This is a genomic window from Bradyrhizobium glycinis (genome assembly GCF_016031655.1).
In the GTDB taxonomy this organism is placed as follows: domain Bacteria; phylum Pseudomonadota; class Alphaproteobacteria; order Rhizobiales; family Xanthobacteraceae; genus Bradyrhizobium; species Bradyrhizobium glycinis.
The window spans coordinates 155,424-175,681 of the sequence record NZ_JACCHQ010000014.1 but is presented as its reverse complement, the minus strand read 5'-3'; the positions used below and the strand labels follow the sequence as shown (position 1 = coordinate 175,681).

Here is a 20,258-nt window from a genome sequence, read left to right as displayed (position 1 = left end):
TTGATCATCTGGTCGATTTACCGAACGATACTGAAATCAGGTCACGGCAACCCGAAGATCAAGTGTAGTCAGGGTTCGATTCACCCCCCAATTCAGGTAGTTTGATGCGCTACGAGACGGCGTTCTAAATCTCTCCATCGGAAACGGGGAATCCTGCAATGACCGGCGGAAGCATCGGCTCGCGAACGGCGCCGGCGAGTGACGCGCCTCCAAAGCCCATGAGCTCGTCGGAGCGGCTCGAGGCGATTGACGTCTTGCGTGGCTTGGCCCTGTTCGGCGTGCTCGCCATGAACATCGTGATCGCATTTCGCGTCTCCATCTTCGCGGCGTTCTTGCCGAATGCGGAGCCGGCGCGGCTCGACCGGGCGCTCGAGGCTCTGCTGACGGTGGCCATCGGCGCCAAGGCGCTTACGCTGTTCTCGCTGCTGTTCGGCGCCGGCCTTGCCATCCAATTTGAGCGGCTTGCCAGCAATGCACGGCGCATGATCTTGCTCGTGCGTAGGCTGATGGTGTTGCTGGCGATTGGCCTGGTTCATCTCTATTTGATCTGGGACGGCGACATTCTCGTCGAATATGCCCTGGCAGGCTTCGTGGTGCTGCCCTTCCTCGGCGGCGCGCGGTGGCTCATCGCGGGTGCAGCCCTGCTGCTCCTGGGGCTCTACTTGACCATGCTGCTGTTGCTGCCGATCGTGCCCGTGCCGCGGGCAGCCGAGATGGCCGCTCTTGCCGAGGACGCGACGCGCGCCTACGGCACGGGCGGATTCTTCGATGTGCTCGCGTTTCGGATCCGTGAGATACGGGCGATTTTTCCGCTGCACGTCATAGCCTTTCCGTGCACTGTCGCACTGTTCCTGGTCGGCGCCTTGGTGTGGCGCAGCGGGGTTCTGCGTCGGGCAACGGCGAACAGGCGCCTCTTGTTCGTCGCCGCAATCTTTGGCGTTCTTCTTGGCGGCGGATTGAGTGTCGCGGCAGCAGGACAACAGCTCTTCAATTGGCCGTCGCTCGGGCGCGCGCATTTTCCAGTGCAACAGCTGGGGACGGTCGTGTTGGCCTTGAGTTATGCGGCCGCAGTCATCGCCGCTGTGAACCTCTCGGGCGGGCAGAGGATGCTGGGCTGGGCCGCGCCCCTTGGCCGCATGGCGCTCACGAACTATCTGGCGCAATCTGTGATCTGCGGCTGGATCTTCTACGGCTATGGTCTAGGCCAGTTTGGGCGCCTCGGCGTCGCCGCGACACTGGCGATCGGCATTTTCGTGTATCTCGCGCAGGTGGTGTTCAGCGTGTGGTGGCTGCGCCGCTATCGGTTCGGTCCTGTCGAGTGGCTCTGGCGCTCATGCATGTATGGGGTACCGCAGCCGATGCGGGCAACGGTCAATTTAGCCCGCGCGACCATAGCAGATTGATGCGGGCCCAGATCCCCGACCTGCGTTCTGCTTCAGCGGAAGCGTCCAAGCCGTTACTGCTGGTTTGGGCCCCTCCAGCGACTTCGGGAGATGTCTACTTTCTCTCCGCTGTAGGAGTAGAGCCGACATTGGGCGGCCAGCTGCTTAATGACTATACCGGCCCTAACCTGGCTCGTACTGCCATCTGCCGCTAGAGCCTCCTTTGTCGGCCTAGCGCCTCAACGTGAAACTATGAATGCTTTCGGCGCCGGTATGTGTCGTTTCTTTGTGCGGACCGCGCGTTGCCATCATCAGTACGTAGAATAGAATAAGAATTAAGAGGCCGCGGATACCAAAGGTCCCGAAGCTTTGACAATTCTGGAGCGGATTGTATTCGCTACCTTTGATGCCGCCGATAGACGCACGAATTGCGCTAAACTCGACCGAAGCCCTGTATCAGGCAGCAAACTTTTAGCCGGCCGCGCGACGACGCCAGCGTCAGCCCAGCAGATCGACCCTGCCGGTGTCGAGACGATACAGGCCCCCGACGACCTTCAGTCTGCTCCGCTCAACCGCTGCGTTCAGAATCGGCCCGGTCGATTTGAGCTTGGTGACGTTATCGAATACATTTTGTCGGATCGCATCGGCGAACGTGTCACCGCTTTGCTGGAGAGGTTCTTTCACTGCCGGTGCAAGAGCAGCAACGAGGGATGGAATGTGGCCCGGCGGCGGCCTACCCTCATGGAGTGACTTGATCGTGGCGTCTATTGCACCGCAATGATCATGGCCAAGTACCAGGATCAACGGCGTGTTCAGCACGGAGACGGCATATTCCATACTGGCGAGCGTGTCATCGTTGGCGAAGTTGCCGGCTAGCCGGCAGACGAATAGATCGCCAAGTCCGCTGTCGAAGACAAGTTCAGGCGCCACACGTGAATCGGCACAACTCAGAACCGCCGCATATGGATTTTGCCCATCGACCAAAACCTGGCGCTCGCGTTTGAAGTTATCACTTCGTGATGCGCTCTGGACATAGCGATTGTTCCCTTCCATCAGCCGCTTCAGCGCAGCATCCGGCGAGAGCACGTTACCAGGCTTGGGCGGCGCGCTTGTTTCCTTAGCATCGACAAAGTTGTTGCCAAGCCGTAGGCAAGCCGCCGAAATAGCGAAGCGCAATAGTGAGCGCCGCGAAGGCGCGATGTTGGTTGTGTAGGACATTGCATGTCACCTCATCGCGCGGCTTTACGCCACCCGGTGGCCGCGGCTTCCGCTTCGCTGCATAACCAGCGCCCACCCGGCTTCTCCGCCATGTCGATTTGTCCGTAACTTGGTTGTTCGGGCAGGTGATAAATGCGATCGCCGTTGCGGTCCAGGGCGCCTTTTATCAGGCACTCGGGCGACGGCGGGTCCGATAGCAGAGCGGGTCCGAGCAGGAGCTGCCGAGCGTCGACCGGAACGGAACTTGCGCCGACGATGATCGTCCACCTGTTGCGGCGACGCCAATCCCAAGGCGCGATGAACGCCCCCGACCACAGCCCCGCAAGGGCTGTACTCGCCATCAACTCGGATAAAGCGTAGCTCGGTTTAGATAGACCCCATGATAGTGCCCAGCCCGAGCGTACCATCCAGGCGTTGACATCCTCGCCTTCGATGAAGCACCTGCCGAGTGACCTCCCGTACTTATCAACTCCTGTGGTATGACAGTCCCACACTCGCCCGTTCGAATGCCTTATAAGCTCCTCGCGAGCAGCTACGCCGCAGGCCCATTTGCCGCCGCGGGCGTCGAGGCAAATCTGATCAGTCTCAGGTGCTTCGATGCCTGAGAGCCGAACTGAGGTTTGCTCGATCTCGATCGTATTGCCGTCGATGATACGCGGAGCGCCGCTGAGTGTCGCGGCGCAAACCGGAGATGTGATGACCGCCAGCAATGCGACCTCCATTACGCGGTGTTTCATCCCGGCAATAAACCTTTCGCTCTTGATCCATGTTTACGCACGATCGGGCCCCGTTGAGCCGGCATCGTTCCACGAGTGCTTTGTGAAAGCTTGATCGTGATCTCCTACCTACGACCTGACGCAGCGTGAGGTTCAAGCGATTTCTTGCCGTGTGCGTGCCTCGGTATCCTTTGAGCGTTTCCGGTCTTTCTCGGTGGGCCGCTCACCGCACCGTCTCAACCTAACGAAGAGATCCCCACCGCTCGAACTAGCGATGCAGGAGACATCCGAACCCTCCAACGCCGTTTCTCGACGATAAAAAAGCGTGAGTGTTCGGCGGTCGAGCGGAGTCAGGCGTGGCGCAGCGACCTTGCTGCGCTTAGTGGCGCCTTGCATTAGCCAGACAGAGGCTTCCGACATTCCGAGGAGCCGATGACATGCCGCCATGGACCTCGTCACGAAGACTCCAATGTTCGAAACAAGTCTGGTCCGACTTCCTGGGACCGGTTTGGAGAAAGACGCCAAGGAGTTCAGCTCACGCTCGCCGCGTAAATGGGTCGGTATCTCCATTTGCGCAAACGCCGCAAAACCAGCAGCCTTCTTTCGTGTCGCGAGCCGAGTTGGTGGTTGACGCCGATGACGTCATGGCGTTTCGCATTGGCACGCTGCACCTGGTGGGGGGAGCCTCGCTCCGACAGCTGAATAGATTGCTCATGACGCAGACGCCCCGACGGGAGGCCGCTCTTGCTTGGTAGTGACCGTTTATTGACGCGTCCCGCGGAACGATACAGCCTTTCGAGGTAAGCAAGCTCATCGATCGGCGAGGCTCATCGGCATGCAAAATTCTCACCCAGCAGATCGGCGGATCTGACCAGGCCCTCGCTACGCGACCATTTACTGAAGTCTTTTGTGCCCCTCTGACACTTCCGGTTTGTTTGGCTCTATGCGATTGAACCAGGAGCCAGGAGGAAAGGCCGCGATGCGCTTGGCAAGGGAGGATTGCGGTTGCCAATCTTGTCCTTCGCCCTTCTCGAAAGTAATGACCCCGTTGTAGGTAAAAAAACGAGGCCCTGGGATATCACAGTTCACTAAAAGCAGAACGCGCCACACACCACCTTTCTCTGTCGACTCGTCATTCGGCTTCGGCAAGTAGTCCACTCCAACAGGTTCAACGATAGTGCAGCGGCCCTTACGCAGAAGAGTGCCGAGCTGGCCTTGCATGGTCGTTACGAAGTTGAAGTTGACTGGATCATGAAGAAAGCGAATATTTGCGTCCTTTTCGCCATCTGAGACTTCACTGGCGATCAACGAGAGCGCCAGGGCGCGCCAGCCCAATTCCATCGGCTTTGCGTAGTTCGACGTAAGTTCAACCGTTCCGTCGAGCGCGATCCTCCAGGTGATAACGTACTGTTCGTCTGATTTAATCTCCCGATGCCTGGTCCACGAAACGAAAACATATTCATTGTGGTCGATTCCTCGAGCGACGCCCCACGTTCCGGGAACGAACTGTGCCACCTTGGAGACGTTGGAGAGAATTTGCTCTATCGATTCACCGTCTTGCGCTCGCCACGTTGACTTGACTCTTTCGATAAGAGCGCTGTCGTTCGCGCGAATACTGTTGCCCGTGGCAGCCAACAGCGCAAGCCAAATCAAAGATCGACTGAGACAAAACCATAGGGCGCGTCTTGCAGACATTCTCTTCATACCCCTTTGCCTACTGGTTTTCATCCGCGCGTCATTTCAGTCGGGCACGTCCCTAGTGCGAGCGCAAGAAGTTAGCGGCGACGCGACGGGGTGCCCGCTTGTGGTCCCGCGCGAGCAGGCGCTCCCCTCTATGTCACGCGCCGCTAACCTTAGTCTCCAGCGGCAGCCCTTATTGCCGTCTGGACATGCCCAGCAGGAGAAGCCTGGGCATGCCCGGACTTGCATTGTTCGTGCCAGGTAACAGGGAGGCAATTCGCAGCGGTTTCGTGTCATCTTTGAAGAGTGTCCGACTTGCACACGTTCCGACAGCTCCATTCAGCCCATCCATCGCGGCTACATCAGCCGAGCATTTTTGTGACCTCAAGGCTCCATCGAGACCATCGGGAGCGCAAGCGACCGACGGTCACATTGTGGACGAACCAGAGCTCAGGAAAGCGCGGCTATGCCGCTTGCTCCCTTGGTCGAGCAGGCCCATACCCGTTCTGACGTACGCACGCCGGCGAGCATCCCTACTCATTCGGACGAGCATCGGGTCGACTTTCGGCAATAATCAACAACGCCCATCCATTGCGGCGCCGTGTCGCGGGTTACGGGCCTAGGCAGACGAAAGCGCGACCGACCTACGTTCCGCGTCAGCTTCTTGCGCGAGTTGCAGAATATGTGCCCTTAGTGCATCGGAAGTCTCTGCTGCTGTCTTGCTGAATAGCGGATCTCCATGACCGGTGAGAGCCGAAGCGATTTCGGTCCAATCTTGAGCCGAGAGAGCCTTCAGGGCGGCGGGAAAGAAATCTCGTTCTTCCCACATGATGTGGTGCCGCTCGCGTACGATAAAGTCCCGTACGATATTGCCGACGCCTTCCCGAAGGACTTCACGGTCCGCCAGGATGGCATCAATAGCTTGCGCGAAGTGATGCAAACGGTCGACGACCTCCTGGTGTTCCAGGGCGAGGTCGCCGACGATTGTAGCTACCTCCGGATCGCGAGCCTTGAGCTTGGCAAAGATTAAGTCTTCCTGCGGATGATGATACACCTCGGGGTAAACCTCGAAATAGCTGATAATCGCACGAATGACCTCGTAGTCGGGACGGATCCCTTTCTCAAAAATCTCCAATTCGCGTTGAAGAACGACCAGAAGCAGGTCGATGTTGCGATGCTCTCGAAGCAAAAGATCCACGATCATTGCGGGTCCTCCTCGAGGCACAATGTAGGTTGGAAGAGTGTCTGCCATTTGACGGCCCAGATCACGAGTTGCCCGCGCAACACGCCGGTCCGATGGCGGCTCGTCTCGGTAAAACTGGGTGCCTGGACCTGCGTGGCTGAGCTATGTTGCGAAGGCCGATGGCCGCAGATTGGCTGCTCCTAACAAACCGGAAAATTTAGATGTTCTCCCTAGGTAGAACCCCCTAAGTAGATACACGTAAGCCCGTGCGGAGGGCACCTCAATGCGGATGATGCCAATTGCGACGGCGCTTTGATCGCACCTGGAATTCTTGCCGTCAGCGCGACGCCATAATAAGGTGGTGCTCGCACGAAGGATATTCCCCGGGGACATCGCCGAGTAGCTTTTCTTGCATCCGAGAACGCTCCTATCGGCCTGGAGCCTGATACATGAATAAGCCAGCGGCCGCCATTTGCGCGGCTGTCAGAGTCCCGCCGTAATTGCGATTCGCATCAACTCAGACATGCTGCGGACATTGGCCTTGGCCATCAGGTTCGCGCGGTAAACCTCGACCGTCCGTGGACTGATGCCGAGATCATGGGCGATCACCTTGTTGATTTTGCCGGCCACTAGCCCCTGCAGGACGTCACGCTCGCGCGACGAGAGGCCCGCAAGGCGAGCTTGCGCCTGCAGTTTCGCTGCGTCATCCGCCGGCTTTATTGGCCGCGCCTCCAAGGCGCTACCGATTGCCCGCAAGAGAACCTCTTCTTCGAAAGGCTTCTTGATGAAGTCGACCGCACCCGCTTTCATCGCTTCGACTGCGAGCGATACATCGCCATGGCCAGTTATCAGAACCACTGGGCATTCGATACGATCGGCTTTCACTTTGCGGACCAGTTCGAGACCACTCATACCTGGCATCCGGACGTCTGACACGATGCAGTCAACCGGACCGCTCGCGACGTCATTGAGAAACGCAGTCGCGGTCTCATAGGTTGCTACGTAGAAGCCGTTAACATCAAGCAGAAAGGCGAGCGAATCCCGAATCGCCGCGTCATCGTCGATCACAAGAATGCGCCGTCCAATCATGTCTCTTCCTAAGCTCCGCAATAGCGCGGCGAACTGAAAGACCGTGCCGCCGCCTGGGTTCACTTCCACGACGATGTGGCCACCATATGTCTCTATGATTGTGCTGCAGATTGACCGCCTTGCTCTTCTGTCGTGACACAGGCGTGGAACAGGCTCGGCGCAGGGCTGATGCGGAGTCGCTTCACGGTAAACGTATCGACGTTGACAGCTTCGACAGTCAATTCGCGGCAAGGGCAGGAAGCCATGCCTCGATTGCTTGCGTATCAGATCAGCGCGGCCTGCTGAATCTAGATTTGGGGCCAGGATCATTGATGACAGATCGCGGTCGCTGCGGATAGCCAGGCTTGCGGCTTTCTTCTCCCGGGCCGACAGGAGTCAGAGCCACAGCTACTTCAACGAGCGTGAGCGGAACCTCCACAGAGTGCTCTGTTACTGCCCTGGCGGCGAATTACCGCGGGGCGCTCGGCCGATCTCGTTAAAAACGCACAGCCTGTCGGGTCGCGTGGTCGGGTGCACTAGCATACGGTTTGCGTCGCGCTTGTCGGGCGTCAGAAAAGCCTTTTGTGCCGTGCATCTAGTCGATTGCGGAGTGCGGCCGGTTGATCTCATGGGCTATAGAGGATGTCATCTCACCATGGCCGCGACACGTGCACGAGTTCAGATTGCAGCTCTTGCAAACGCAGTCTTCTGCGCTTGTCATTCAGCGAAGCTTCCGATGGAACCGACGAGTCGTCTGCCCCGCATTGTTGCCTCACCGACGCAAGCTCCATCCGAAGAGCGCGTCTCGTTGCTCCATTCGCCGACTACGATGCGGCCGATGCCGATGATGTGCCCGCCCATTTGTCAGATATCGTCCAGTAGTGGCCGCGTTCGACGCGGTAGCGCTCCAGCAATCCTCGTTGCAAGCACTTCGTGAGAGGACCAAACTGAATAAATGCACTGCCGCGTCGCTGAACGAGCGAATGACACCCTTCTCCTTAAGCCTAATGATAGGTTTCGCCACGATGTCCCGGTCAAATGCTGATGGGGTAACCTATACCGCGCCTGCTCTCACTCCCGCCGTGGCCAATTGCGCATAGAGCCAAGGAGAAGAGAAAATGCCGCGAGTTCCGGGATGTCGGTCATGTTTGCGGATCGGTGATAAGGCCCTTCGCGAGAAAGACGACGCTGATGGGGCGCAGAGCAGATAACAGTACCTGATGTGGTCCGACATGTTGGCTGTCAGGTCCTCTTATTGATCCAACGCTACATTGTTTCCCACGAGAGGCCACCGGCCGCACTCGGGCCTCAACTCACGTCAATCCATTATGTAGGCGGGCCGCCGCTACTGGGCCAGATGCGCCAGTGCGTCGGCTGCACGGCGACGTGTTCTCCGGACTTTGCCTTGATCCAGCCGCCGACAATACGACGGCAAGGAAAGACCACGCGGTGAATGGTATTGCCTTCGATCACGGCAATCTCCAGATCCCGATCAAAGGGAGGCGCCGTTTCGAGTTGCTCCCAGGTCAGGTCGCCGATAGACCTTGGGCGGAGTTCATCGGTGCGAGCTGACAAATTCAGGCAACCTTCTAAGCACTAGGGACGAGATCGCTTGGCCGCCGCGCGGACAGGTTCAGCGCAGCATTATGCAGGTGGTGCGTGGTCTCGATCGCGTCAGCCGCTGCCGCGATCTTTTGGGCCGTGGCGCTGTTGAACCTCGGAGTAGCGCTGGGAAACCACTCCTCGGCTCGGCTCGATTCCATCTGGATCAGCTCAAGCCGTCGGCAGTTTGTATTTTCCGCTGTTCTAAACTGGCCTGCCGATCCCGCGATCTGGCCTGCGCCGTGGCAAATGTCGCCGTGGTCTTTCATGTCGAAACATTCTCAGTGTTGGTGACAAATTTCCTTGTCCGACGAGGCGAGCTTGGCCGTTGGGTTATGATGACGTTGGCCCCGCGCTTGCGAGGGGAACGACTTCCCAAAGCGAGAACGGGGAAGACGTCGGAGCTCGCTAGACATCACCTGGGATGGGCCTAGCAGCGGTCGGTGCCGAACATCGCGCCGCTTCGGAGGTCGATGAAGTGGACGCTGTCGCAAGCGGCGCAGGATTCGGGTGCAGGTCATCGGCACGCCCTCAGTTGATTCCGGCAGCAGTCCTTGAACTCGGTCGCCGGTATCTGGACAGGAAAACATGGAGGGCGCCAAGTCTTTCTTTCTGACATGCATGTTACCTTGGACCGGAAGATTTATCAGTAGGCGGCCGCAGCAGTATTGATACAGCTCAAAAAACTGTAGATGCGCTTTTGAGCTCAATGCTGCGATAGCCGGCAAACAGATGGTCAATTGAGTGTGCCTCGCATTGTCGATAGCCGTCCCCACACTTGAGTTCGCAATGCCCGTGAGACCACCAAGTATCGCGTCTAGAGTTCGCGGCCCGAAGGTTTCATATTGCCAGTAATGGAGTATGGGCTCTTTAGAGATCAACAGCCGGCAGTCTCGGGTGTGACGGCGCATGCTGCTCGCAGTCGTAGGTGCAAGACCTTCCTCGATCATTGCCTCCATTTTCTCAGTCGAGCGCATTGCGGACCAGACGGCGCTGTCCATCAGCCGTTTCAAGAGAGAGCGAGATCCGGAAGCTCGGACAGAAACCGATCGCGCGATCATCTCCGGGATAACAGAAGCGCTCGCGCCGCGCTGCTCAAGCCTCGACCAAAGCTCGGGAGCGGACAACCGCTCGGGATCCTCCTTGAGGCAGATCAAATACTCTCGTGGCTCGAATGGCAGAATGGAGAGTGAGCAAAACCACGGAAAGATCGGACCATGCCTTCATTTAACGTTCGGTTCATTAAGACCGTTTGTGACGATATGGGCCACGAGCATCGTGCCTGTCAGGCAGTGTTCAAGATCGACGCCGCCTCGCTGAGTGCTGCTGCGCAGCAGGCGGAGACCGATTTCTGCAGGCAAAAGAGCATCGGCGATTGGACAGTCTTCGCCGATGTGATAGAACTTCGAACCCCGCCTGCACTGCAAGTCGGCATGGGGCAGTTAGCTTGAGTGTGGCCTAAAGTCCGCGCGATTGAATCGCGGCGTCAATTTGCGAACTAGGCGCGATCCGAATTGCACCGATGTAATGGTGTACTACTTTCTGCCGTCCAAGAGCCGGCAGAAAGGCGTGACTGGTGGACAACGGATCGCCCCGCGGCGCTGGTTGATATCTGTTCCTGCAATGCCACCGGATCCTCCGCTCTATGCACGCTCACGTGAGGGCGATCCGGAGAAAACCCGTGTAAAGTCTTTAGATGCGACTGTTGCTGCCATGTCACCAAATAGATGAACCGGCGATCTACGCTCGTGTCGAACGAGGGACGACATGTTCGATATTTATTTGAACGGAAGACACGATCTTTTGGTCGTTCCGCGAGGCTTCGCGATCCCTGTGGGGTTGGACGGCAACTGGAAGCGAAAGAAGCGGGCGGTGCGTTTAGTGAGCGATCTCATTCGCCAAGATGTGCAACTGCGCGGTTACCACCGACGTAGTTTGATCTCAAATCCGTCGAAAGCTGCAGTTGAGCGCTCGTCAGACGCGTAGCCAAAAGCGGCATCTACATTGGTCCGTTCTTCGAAACAAGTCGCGCAGGTGTCGCCGATGCCTTCGAGAACCTTCGCATCGACGGCCCGCGGGCACCATGCTCCTGCAGCGCAGCGAGACGACACGATGGGCCAAGAACTAGACTGTCGATGGTCAAACTTTTGGTGCTATAGAGGGGGCATGTTCGATCCCATTCAATTCGCATTGTACGTAGCTGCCGCCTTGGTGCTCGCCATAACACCGGGGCCAGGTATCTTCTATGTCGCCGCACGGACCCTAGCCGGTGGCCGAGGCGAGGGCATAAGCTCCAGTCTTGGAACTGGCCTAGGCGGCATGGTTCACGTCGTCGCTGGGAGCTTAGGTGTTTCGGCCATAGTCCTGACCAGCGCCGAACTATTTACCGCGCTTAAACTGGTAGGGGCGGCCTACCTAGTTTGGCTTGGCATCCGCACGTTTCGATACGCTCGAAAGGACGCGGAATTTGGTGCAACGACCCCATCCATTGGGACGCGACGAGCATTTCAAGAGGGCGTGCTGGTCGAGGCGCTGAACCCTAAGACTGCCGCATTCTTCCTCGCCTTCATTCCGCAGTTCGTTGATCCAAACTGCGGGCATGTGGCGCAGCAGTTTGTTCTGCTTGGCGCTGTCTCGGTCGCGCTAAACACGCTCGCGGACATTGCGGTCGTCTTTGCCGCAAGCCACATCCGCAGCGGTATGGCGCAACGTCCTGTTCTTATTCAGAGACTGCGTGAGGGGTCCGGCACGGCAATGGTGATGCTAGGATTGGGTTTAGCGTTCGCCAAGCGACCCACTTAGACAGCAGCCCACGACCGCTATGGGGTAGCTTCGACCGGGACGCGGCCCGGCGCTGCAGATGATCGATACCTCCATGTCGGCGTGCACCAGCGCGGAGCCTGCATCACAAAGAATCAGCGCCAAAGGGAGGGAAGGTCACGCGGCGGCTTGACGAGAAAATCCATGCGGTGGTCGATAGAAATGGTCGGCCGGTGGCTTTGAGCCCCGGTGAGGCACAAACTCCGATTTGCCGGAAAACTGCTGCCTGGTCTGAAATCCGGATCAATGCTGCTTGCCGGCCGTTCTATGACGCCGACTGGATCATGGAGCTTGCCATGAAGAAGGGTGCGTGGGCCAACATTGCGCGGAAGAGCAATCGCAGAGATCCGGTCTGCTTTAGCCCGTATCTCTACCGCGCTTGCAATCGGGTCGAGTGGTTCTTCAATCGGAGCAAACAATGTCGCCGGATAGCGATGTGCTGAGACAGGCTTGCAACCAACTACCTTGCCTTCGTTCAGCTCGCGTGAAGCACGCTGTAGCTGGCTGCGCGTTTATGAGTTCACGCCCTCAACCGCAGCCCGAGGAACTCCGGCGACTTGATAACACAGCGACCTAATTGTCATAAGGCGACCACAGCAAGGAACCCGCGATGTCTTACACGGCCTCGACGTTTATTCGCTCTGAGCATACAAATCACGAACCTCCCCGGCTGTTTAGGTTCATCCCAATTGGCTTGCTCATTCCAGAACATGTTGGTCGACCTGCTTAGCTTCGAGTAGAAAGGCGTCGATTGAGGGCTGCATTCAACCGTATCAAAGCCCGCAAACAGGGCGTGAAAGCATTACCGAGCTTATACCCTGGCGAGAGTTCCTATGATTGCCTCTTTTTTGCGATCGTCCCTCCGGCAAAACTATGTTACAAGCCGCTTGTCTTGAAAGGAGCATTCATCGTGAAAAAAGCAACCAAGAAACGCGTTAAGCGGCGCGAGTGGACGAAGGCAGATGTCAAGGAGCTCAAAGCTCATTCGAAGGCCCGGACCCCCGTTATAAAGCTAGCAAAAATGACCAAACGCAGCGTCGGTGCGCTACGCCAGAAGGCGCTAAATCTTGGAATCGGACTGGGACATCAGCGGTAATTTTGAGCCAACGCTGGCTACTGGCGCGGTAGGGCGGCTCGCGGGCCGTCCTCTACGGTCAGAGCGTCAACTAGCTTTGCCGATCCGGGGTGAGAGAGTTTTTCGCGGCCGTGCTGGATGGCCTTTTGTCGCCGAATGGGCTCCAGCGCCTCATCTTCGATGGAGTATCTCGTAAGTCGGTTTCGAGGACCACGACCGCTTGCGATGGATGATTGCAATTGACCGTTTTAATCAGGGGCCCGTCTCGCAGAGTTCTCCGCAGAAACTTGTCGAGAGGGCGCGAGGCGCCATGTTTCAGAAGAGCCGCGGCGCCCAATCTCATAGCTCCATTCTCAACTGGCTTCACGTTGAGTCCCTTTGCAAGTTTTGCTGTACGGCCGTCAGTGAGTCCCCGGACGGTGTTGCCGAAACAAAGCAGCCCGCTCATTTTGGCCAACTTGCGCTGCACTACAACCTCCGCCGCGCTTCCGGTTCTGCTCTGTTTCCCCGCAGTCATTGATCGCAATGAAGGCGGCCCTGGCACGCGGCGGAAAGGCAAGAGAGCTCATCCGTGGTAAGCGATAAGGACGATCTCTTGGTGATCTGCTCTGGTCAACCGTCAACCTTTTCGAACGCGCAAGAGACCGCGTAGAACGCGAGATCGCTATCAACGAGCAGGACGCTGCGGAGTGGCCAATACGAGCAGAGAGCCGCGGTACGCTCGCCACGACGATGATTGTTCCGCGAGAGTTTCTCGCCGGGCTGCGGAGTTCAGAACCCAGAATTGTTGCGAGCCTAACGATCGCGCTCACAGAAGATGATCTGGAGTCGCATCGGCGTGGTCCTAGTAAAGCAGGACGACAAGTCCTGGCGTCAGGCGGCTCGCCGAAGGGCGTCGAACTGATTTTTTTGCAAAATGGACAGAAATCTCCAGGTAATTTTGATTATCCGAGTTCGATCATCGGCCAAGGATTGCTCGAACCAAACGCAACGAAGCAATAGCTTCGGTCGGTGCGACGCACGCGTACCTTTCCAGTCGCGAGCATCCAGGAAGATCTCGCCAGCATGGGGGAGACGCTCGGTACCTCCATCTGAATCTAGGGCTATAGCGAGGATCGTCGATTAACTGGGATTGTGACATCACCTAGCCTGGCCGGACGCGGTCGCAGGCGCAACGCCGGCGGTCCGGATGTCGAGCTCTCAATTATCCCTACTCGCTGTGAATTTCCGCGCTCAGCTGCCGAGATAGGCTGGTCGCCGTCGGATGGGAGTACGTCGCGAAGAAAGCTTCGCGAGAAAATTCCTGGAGAGGCTTGAAACGCCCCAAACGTCAAGTTGTAGATCTTGAAATGGACAACGACAGTCATTCGCGTTCCGAAACCCTACAACGAGCGGCGACGTGCGAATGCATCAAGTCTTAGACCCTTGCATCAGACTCCTGCTGCTAACGATGTCGTCAAGTAGTTCGCCTCGATCTGCAGCCCGGCGCGATAATCCAACTGCCTCGTTTTCCTAGCGCTAAGTGCGCCTGAATGGCGCAGGTTCAGAACGTTAGTCGGCCGGCCGACCTGCCGCTCGGCGACGCAAGAAAGTTGCTGGTCAAACTCACGCATGCGTTATGGCCGGATAAAAGCGCCCTTCAGCGCCAGTTCGCAACGCTAATTTCTGGGAGGTGACAGATGGTCCCGCTGAGGAGCTTTGTTAAAGATCGCTCTGCATCTGCGCTGATGGGAGGCTGGAGGGTGTCGTCCGGCGTGCTTTTAGGGCGCTGACCTCAAGCGCGCCCGCGATCCATAGGCGGCTGATTGGAAGCTGTTGAGCCGAGCAAATCGATGCTCGCCGCAGGGGCGCCCCTGGTGGGTGGGCGTACCCCAGACCTATCGACGAAAACAACTTGAGGAGAAATCGTTTGACTAGACAGCGCTCTTTGCTGACGCCTGGTCCTTTGTCGTTGCCGCTGGCAGTCAAGAGCCAGATGCAGCTCGATCTCGCATCGCGTGATTGCGAGTTCAAGGAAGTGACCGCCTGTATGAGGCGGCTGATGCTCAACTTGCTGGGAAATGCTGACGACTATTCTGTCGTGCCTATTCAGGGAGGCGGCTCCTTTGCGATGGAAGCCGCTCTCTCTTCATTTTTGGCCCGAGCCCACAGGCCGCTCGTTTGCATAAACGGGATCTATGGCGAGCGCATTTCGCAAATTCTGCGGCTGTGGGGCGTCGAAGCACTGAAGCTTGTCAAGCGAGCGACCGATCCTTTGGATCCCCAAGAAATTGGCGAGCATCTGAGCCGAAATCCTGACGTTACGCACCTGTGTTTCGTCCACTGTGAGACGACAACCGGAATCGTCAATCCGCTGGAAGCGATCGTGGAGGAGGCGAGGCGACGTGGCGTAAAGACCATCATCGATTGCATGAGTTCCTTCGGCGCTCTCAATATCGACCTGAGCCAGCGTGGACCTGACGTCCTGGTCACGTCGAGCAACAAGTGCATAGAAGGGCCGCCAGGCGTTGCGTTTGTCATTGCGTCTCGCGAGCTGCTGGAGCATGCGGTTCAAGAACCAAGGTCGTTTGTGCTCGACGTGAGAGATCAATGGCTCTCGCTCGAGCGCACCGGTGAGTGGCGGTCGACCCCTCCCACCCACATCGTTCAGGCAACGACGACGGCCCTGAAGATTCTGCACGAGGAGGGCATCGAGGCCAGGCGCCGCAGGTACGAGAAGGTCAGAAACGATCTCGTCAAAGAACTCGAAGGAGTGGTGTCTCCGCTGCTGTCCGCTGACCTGCAGTCGCCGATCTGCGTCGCGTTCAGTGCGCCATCCGGAATCGTGGATCAGGAAGGATTCGATGGGCTCTATCGCCACTTGGCAGCCCACAACCTTTACGTCTACTCGAAGCTGCATCTTGCGACGCGGAGTTTTCGCGTCGGTTGCATTGGGGAAATCCAATCCAGCTGGATCGAGCAGTTGGGGTGCGCTTTCCGTACGTATTTCCGGTCCGGCCAGGGGCGTTCTGCAAGGCCGGTGTCGGGCGTAGGGGCATGCGGGGCTCGCGTAAAGATGCCTGCTCCCGCGGCTGGGGACCCGCGGCTGCCGTTTTCCGCCGAGACCGCTGTTCTGCACGCGGGCTATCGACGCGACCCCGTGACGAAAGCCGTCGCAGTGCCGATTTACCAGAATACGGCTTACGAACTCGATGGCGATCTAAACCAAATTGCCGACATCTACAACGTCAAGGCCGATGGGTTCACCTACACCAGGATCATCAATCCGACGACCCGCGCGCTGGAAAAGCGCTACGCCGCCGTCGATATGGGAAGCGACTCGCTCGCCGTTGCGTCAGGGCAAGCGGCGACGTTCCTTGCTATCGTCAACCTCTCAAGTGGCGAAGTGGGGGACAATGTCGTCGCCTCTCCGTATCTATATGGCAATACTTGGAACCTGCTCCACAACACTCTAAAGCGTCTTGGGATCACCGTGAAGACGGCGGATCCCCGAAGGCCCGAGACGTTCGAACGCGCCATTGATGATCGCACCATATGTCTGTTCGGAGAGGTGATTTCCAATCCCTGTCTGATTCCGCTCCCCGTCAAAGAGCTGGCATCGATCGGGCGAAAGTACGGCGTGCCTTTGTTCGTGGACAATACGACGACGCCGCTGGTATGCCGGCCGTCAAATCTCGGCGCTGCCATTACAACGTACTCCGCCACAAAATATATATCCGGCCATGGGACGACGCTCGGCGGACTGATCGTTGATAACGGCGAGTTTAGCTACCGGGGAGCCTCTCGCTTTCCCTTGTTCAACCGCCCCGACGATGCGCATGGCGGGATGGTCTGGCATAATGCGGTGCGCGATGTCGACGATCTTGGAAAGAGCGAGTTTCTCCTCAAGGCTCGCATGACCTGGTTGCGCGATACGGGCGCGGCGATTGCCCCGTTTGCGAGTTTTCAGCTGATTCAAGGGCTTGAAACGCTGCTGCTTCGGATGAAGCAGCACTGCGCGAATGCCAGAATCGTGGCCGACGTTCTCAAGCAGCATCCTAAGGTGCGCCGTGTTTTCTACCCGGGGCTCTTTGAGGGCGCCGATCGGGAAACCGTCGAACAGACCCTCAATGCTACATACGGACACGGGGCGATGATCATGTTCGAAGTCGAGGACGAACAGGCTGGGCGCAAGTTCATCCAGAACGTCGACTTGATATATCACGTCTCGAAGTGGGGGATGCCCGCACGCTCGTAACCCATCCTGTCTCGACGACGCACGCCACCGTCCCTCGCGAAAAACGCGAAGCCGCCGGCATATTGGGCGGCTCAATCCGGCCTTGCGTCGGCATTGAAGATGTCAGCGACATCGTACGCGACCTGGACAAGGCCCTTTCCGCAATCTGACAACCCGCAAAGCGATCAGGAAGAGGTTCTCATGAATCAGACAGACGCTTGGAAATTGAGGTCATCACGCTATGAGTCCGTTCAATTCAGCCGAGAGATCAACAGGCAGCTCTCCGAATTGCGGCCGGACAACGTAACGGGAGCAGCCTATATCGCCAAAGATTACGCTGTCATCGCGGCGGGCACGCTCGCGACTGTGTCCCTCTCATGGTGGCTCTACCCGCTAGCCGTTCTTCTGATTGGTGCCTATCAGCGCGGATTGACAACCATCGCCCATGATGCGGCTCACCGCACGCTCGCGAAGAACACCACCTGGAATTATGTGCTCGGCATTCTGTTCGCTTCCTATCCGTTGTTCCAGCGCCACTGGGCCTACCGGATATCGCACGTCTATTTGCACCATCCCTATCTCGGCGACCCCGACAAGGATCCCGACCTGAAGTTTTTCCTGGCCAGCGGCGTTTACGACGTGCAGCCTCCGGAACGGTACGCTTCAACATCATCTGGAAGCCGATTTTCGGCGGCGCGACAGTGGCGTATCTGAAGTATCTTTGGACCAATCGGTTTTCGATCACAGATCCTGAGGATCAAAGCCGCTCAGGCATACTTATCGACAAGTATGGCTTCTTCCTCTTCTGGATTAGCGTCCTAGGCGGTTCATATGCTCTTGGGCTCCTCCATATCGTCGTCCTGTTTTGGATCGTGCCCTATCTCACCACGTTTCAGGTCCTTCGTGAGCTGCTGCCGGTTTGATGGACACCGAGATTAGGTGTTTCATGAAGCCGGAGGTGGGCGATGAAGAGACGGAAGTTCAGTCGCGAGTTCAAGATCGAGGCGGTCGAGCTGGTTAGGGAGCGTGGGGTGTCGGTGGCGCAGGCCGGGCGCGACCTGGATGTTCATGAGAACGTTCTGCGCAAATGGGTGAAAGAGTTCGGCTCCGATCCGGTGCAGGCCTTTCCCGGCCACGGGCAGATGAAGCCGGAGCAGCAGGAGATCGAGCGGTTGCGCCGTGAGGTCGCCAGGTTGAAGGCCGAGCGGGATATCCTAAAAAAGGCCGCAGCCTTCGCGAAGGAATTGACATGAAGTTCGTCTTCATCGCGAAGCACCGGGCGATCTGGCCGGTGGCATGGCTATGCGATGCGCTGGGGGTGTCGCGGTCGGGCTTCCATGCCTGGCTGAATCGCTCGCCCAGCGCCAGATCCCGCAGCGACGAAGAGCTCGGCGGCAAGGTGAAGGCCAGCTTCATGGCGAGCGACCGCACCTATGGTGCGCGCCGGGTGTGGCGTGATCTGCTCGCCGATGGGGCGGACTGTGGCCTGCACCAAATCGAACGGCTGATGCGCCTGCAAGGCTTGCGGGCGCGGCCGCGACGCCGGCGCTTGCCGAAGGACAGTGGCGATCGACAGCTCGAGACCGTGCCGGCGAACCTCCTTGACCGGCAGTTCGCCGCCGAGCGGCCGAACCAGAAGTGGATCGCCGACTTTACGTATCTCTGGACGGCCGAGGGCTGGCTCTACGTCGCAGCGGTGATCGACCTGTTCTCACGCCGGGTGGTGGGTTGGTCGATGAGCGCCGCCATGACAGCTCAGTTGGTGACCGATGCCCTGCTGATGGCCGTCTGGCGACGCGGCAAGCCGGAAGCACTGTTGCACCACTCCGACCAGGGCAGTCAGGGCGGATTCAGGCGGTCGTCGCAACACTCTGTAACTTTGGCTCATGACAGCAAGGCGTCAAGCGCCTCCGCGGGTGTTTTCCAACCCAGTGTCTTTCTCGGTCGGCCATTGAGGGCCGCTGCCACAGCGGATATCTCGTCGGCGCTGTGGATGCTCAGGTCTGTGCCTTTCGGGAAGTACTGCCGCAACAAACCGTTGGTGTTCTCGTTAGTGCAGCGCTGCGAAGGGCTTTGCGGGTCGCAGAAGTAGACCTGGATACCCGCATCGATCTTGAGACGATCGTGCTGAGCCATTTCGGCTCCCTGATCCCAGGTTAGCGAGCGGCGCAGCTCTTCGGGCAAAGTGATGATGGTGCGCGTGATCGCGTCGCGCACGGCTTCGGCCCCATGTCCCGCGAGGGCGGGCCCGTTCTTCGCGCGCGGAGCTTCGCCATGTCCTGCCAACCGTGGAAGGTGCAAGAGCATCGTAAAGCGCGTCGTGCGCTCGACCAGCGTGCCGATTGCCGAGCTGCTAAGACCGAGGATAAGGTCTCCCTCCCAATGTCCCGGCACTGCTCGATCGGCCGCTTCAGCGGGGCGCTCACTGATCATGATCTCCGGCGAGACAAAGCCTTTACCTCGCCTGCGTACGCGTGCTCTGGGCATCCGTAACACACGCCCTGTTCGCAAGCAGGCCGTCAGTTCGCGGCGTAGCGCCGCGCGGCCCTGAACGAAGAGGGCTTGATAGATAGCTTCGTGGCTGATGCGCATCGCCTTGTCGTCCGGGAAGTCGATCGGCAAGCGTCGGGCAATCTGCTCAGGGCTCCAGGCTTTGGCCCATCGCCGATCCTTGCGCGGCCCATGCCGGCGGCCCTTCCACGGAACGGCGGGACCAGGAACAGGAGTGCCGCTCGGAGCCACGACGACACCAGCAAGTCGCTCTTCCACATAAGTGCGCAAGGTGGTGTTGAGCGCAAGCTTGGTCAGCTTCGGACGACGGGCCGATCGATCTGCATGCCACTGGGCAGTCGTCGCCCGGTACTCCAACCCGCCGCTGCGGGTGGCCGCATTGCGCCGCAGTTCACGCGAGATTGTCGAGGCAGCCCGACCGAGGCGGCGCCCAATCTCCTGTATGGAATGGCCCTGCACCTTGAGGAGTGCGATCTCCTCGCGCTCTACCAATGAGAGGTACCGCCCAGAGAGCGGCTTGGCCGAAGATCTGAACATCGCTGGTGGCATGCCGCCCGCCTTTCGGAACCATCTGGTTCCGACAGGTTGCGACACTCCGGCTTCGAGCGCAGCCTCTTCGCTGCTCAGTCCACCGGCAATCGCCCGCCAGAATCGATTTTGTTCATCGCGCCCTGCAGCAGACGGTCGTCCTGGCGATGGTAATGGCGCTCGTCCTGACCGTGCCGATCGCCGCTTTCGAATGCTCATCGCAACCTCCACCTCCAGAGTGTTGCGACGACCGCCTGAA

The 20,258-nt window shown here is 58.4% G+C and carries 12 protein-coding genes and 5 pseudogenes; 9 read left to right on the top strand and 8 right to left on the bottom strand.

What is annotated here, in order from left to right; all coding sequences use genetic code 11:
* Positions 1 to 158 precede the first annotated feature (158 nt).
* Positions 159 to 1,403, top strand: coding sequence for a DUF418 domain-containing protein (locus HZZ16_RS21045; protein WP_197951263.1), 1,245 nt, complete (start codon positions 159 to 161; stop codon positions 1,401 to 1,403).
* A gap of 477 nt (positions 1,404 to 1,880) precedes the next feature.
* On the opposite strand, the gene HZZ16_RS21040 is transcribed toward HZZ16_RS21045, so the two are convergent.
* The 7 genes from HZZ16_RS21040 to HZZ16_RS21010 all read right to left on the bottom strand — a co-directional run bounded on the left by HZZ16_RS21040 (position 1,881) and on the right by HZZ16_RS21010 (position 9,118).
* Positions 1,881 to 2,600, bottom strand: coding sequence for a carbonic anhydrase (locus HZZ16_RS21040; RefSeq protein ID WP_197951261.1), 720 nt, complete (start codon positions 2,598 to 2,600; stop codon positions 1,881 to 1,883).
* 11 nt (positions 2,601 to 2,611) lie between these two features.
* Positions 2,612 to 3,322 carry a thermonuclease family protein gene (locus HZZ16_RS21035; RefSeq protein ID WP_246510282.1) on the bottom strand — a complete coding sequence of 237 codons (711 nt, stop codon included), beginning with the start codon at positions 3,320 to 3,322 and terminating at the stop codon, positions 2,612 to 2,614.
* 888 nt (positions 3,323 to 4,210) lie between these two features.
* On the bottom strand, positions 4,211 to 5,011 hold the full coding sequence (locus HZZ16_RS21030) for a nodulate formation efficiency C protein (RefSeq protein WP_246510281.1): 801 nt from the start codon (positions 5,009 to 5,011) through the stop codon (positions 4,211 to 4,213).
* Between the two features lie 604 nt (positions 5,012 to 5,615).
* A complete protein-coding gene (locus HZZ16_RS21025) occupies positions 5,616 to 6,200 on the bottom strand; it encodes a hemerythrin domain-containing protein (RefSeq protein WP_197951229.1) in 585 nt (194 codons plus the stop codon).
* A 462-nt stretch (positions 6,201 to 6,662) separates the two neighbouring features.
* Entirely contained in the window at positions 6,663 to 7,268 is a 606-nt protein-coding gene (fixJ, locus tag HZZ16_RS21020) for a response regulator FixJ (protein WP_197951227.1), read from the bottom strand.
* A gap of 1,305 nt (positions 7,269 to 8,573) precedes the next feature.
* Positions 8,574 to 8,822 (bottom strand): hypothetical protein, encoded by a 249-nt coding sequence (locus HZZ16_RS21015; protein ID WP_246510279.1) that lies wholly within the window; start codon positions 8,820 to 8,822, stop codon positions 8,574 to 8,576.
* A gap of 14 nt (positions 8,823 to 8,836) precedes the next feature.
* Complete coding sequence (locus HZZ16_RS21010; RefSeq protein ID WP_197951225.1) at positions 8,837 to 9,118, bottom strand: hypothetical protein; 282 nt, start codon at positions 9,116 to 9,118, stop codon at positions 8,837 to 8,839.
* A 948-nt stretch (positions 9,119 to 10,066) separates the two neighbouring features.
* Between HZZ16_RS21010 and HZZ16_RS21005 the strand changes: the two genes are divergently transcribed.
* The 8 genes and pseudogenes from HZZ16_RS21005 to HZZ16_RS20970 form a co-directional block, all read left to right on the top strand.
* A complete protein-coding gene (locus HZZ16_RS21005; RefSeq protein ID WP_197951223.1) occupies positions 10,067 to 10,300 on the top strand; it encodes a hypothetical protein in 234 nt (77 codons plus the stop codon).
* A gap of 316 nt (positions 10,301 to 10,616) precedes the next feature.
* Positions 10,617 to 10,835 carry a hypothetical protein gene (locus tag HZZ16_RS21000; RefSeq protein WP_197951221.1) on the top strand — a complete coding sequence of 73 codons (219 nt, stop codon included), beginning with the start codon at positions 10,617 to 10,619 and terminating at the stop codon, positions 10,833 to 10,835.
* Between the two features lie 180 nt (positions 10,836 to 11,015).
* A complete protein-coding gene (locus tag HZZ16_RS20995) occupies positions 11,016 to 11,651 on the top strand; it encodes a LysE family translocator (protein ID WP_197951219.1) in 636 nt (211 codons plus the stop codon).
* Between the two features lie 49 nt (positions 11,652 to 11,700).
* Positions 11,701 to 12,109, top strand: a pseudogene (locus HZZ16_RS20990) (transposase family protein); the annotation flags it as partial.
* 470 nt (positions 12,110 to 12,579) lie between these two features.
* Positions 12,580 to 12,765, top strand: coding sequence for a hypothetical protein (locus tag HZZ16_RS20985; RefSeq protein WP_197951217.1), 186 nt, complete (start codon positions 12,580 to 12,582; stop codon positions 12,763 to 12,765).
* 1,954 nt (positions 12,766 to 14,719) lie between these two features.
* Positions 14,720 to 17,130, top strand: a pseudogene (locus tag HZZ16_RS20980) (2-aminoethylphosphonate--pyruvate transaminase).
* Between the two features lie 31 nt (positions 17,131 to 17,161).
* Positions 17,162 to 17,862 (top strand): annotated as a pseudogene (gene rtxC / locus HZZ16_RS20975) (dhydrorhizobitoxine desaturase); the annotation flags it as partial.
* A gap of 63 nt (positions 17,863 to 17,925) precedes the next feature.
* A pseudogene (locus tag HZZ16_RS20970) lies at positions 17,926 to 18,803 on the top strand (IS3 family transposase); the annotation flags it as partial.
* A gap of 7 nt (positions 18,804 to 18,810) precedes the next feature.
* Here the strand turns inward: HZZ16_RS20970 and HZZ16_RS20965 are convergent.
* Positions 18,811 to 20,218, bottom strand: a pseudogene (locus HZZ16_RS20965) (IS30 family transposase).
* Positions 20,219 to 20,258 lie beyond the last annotated feature (40 nt).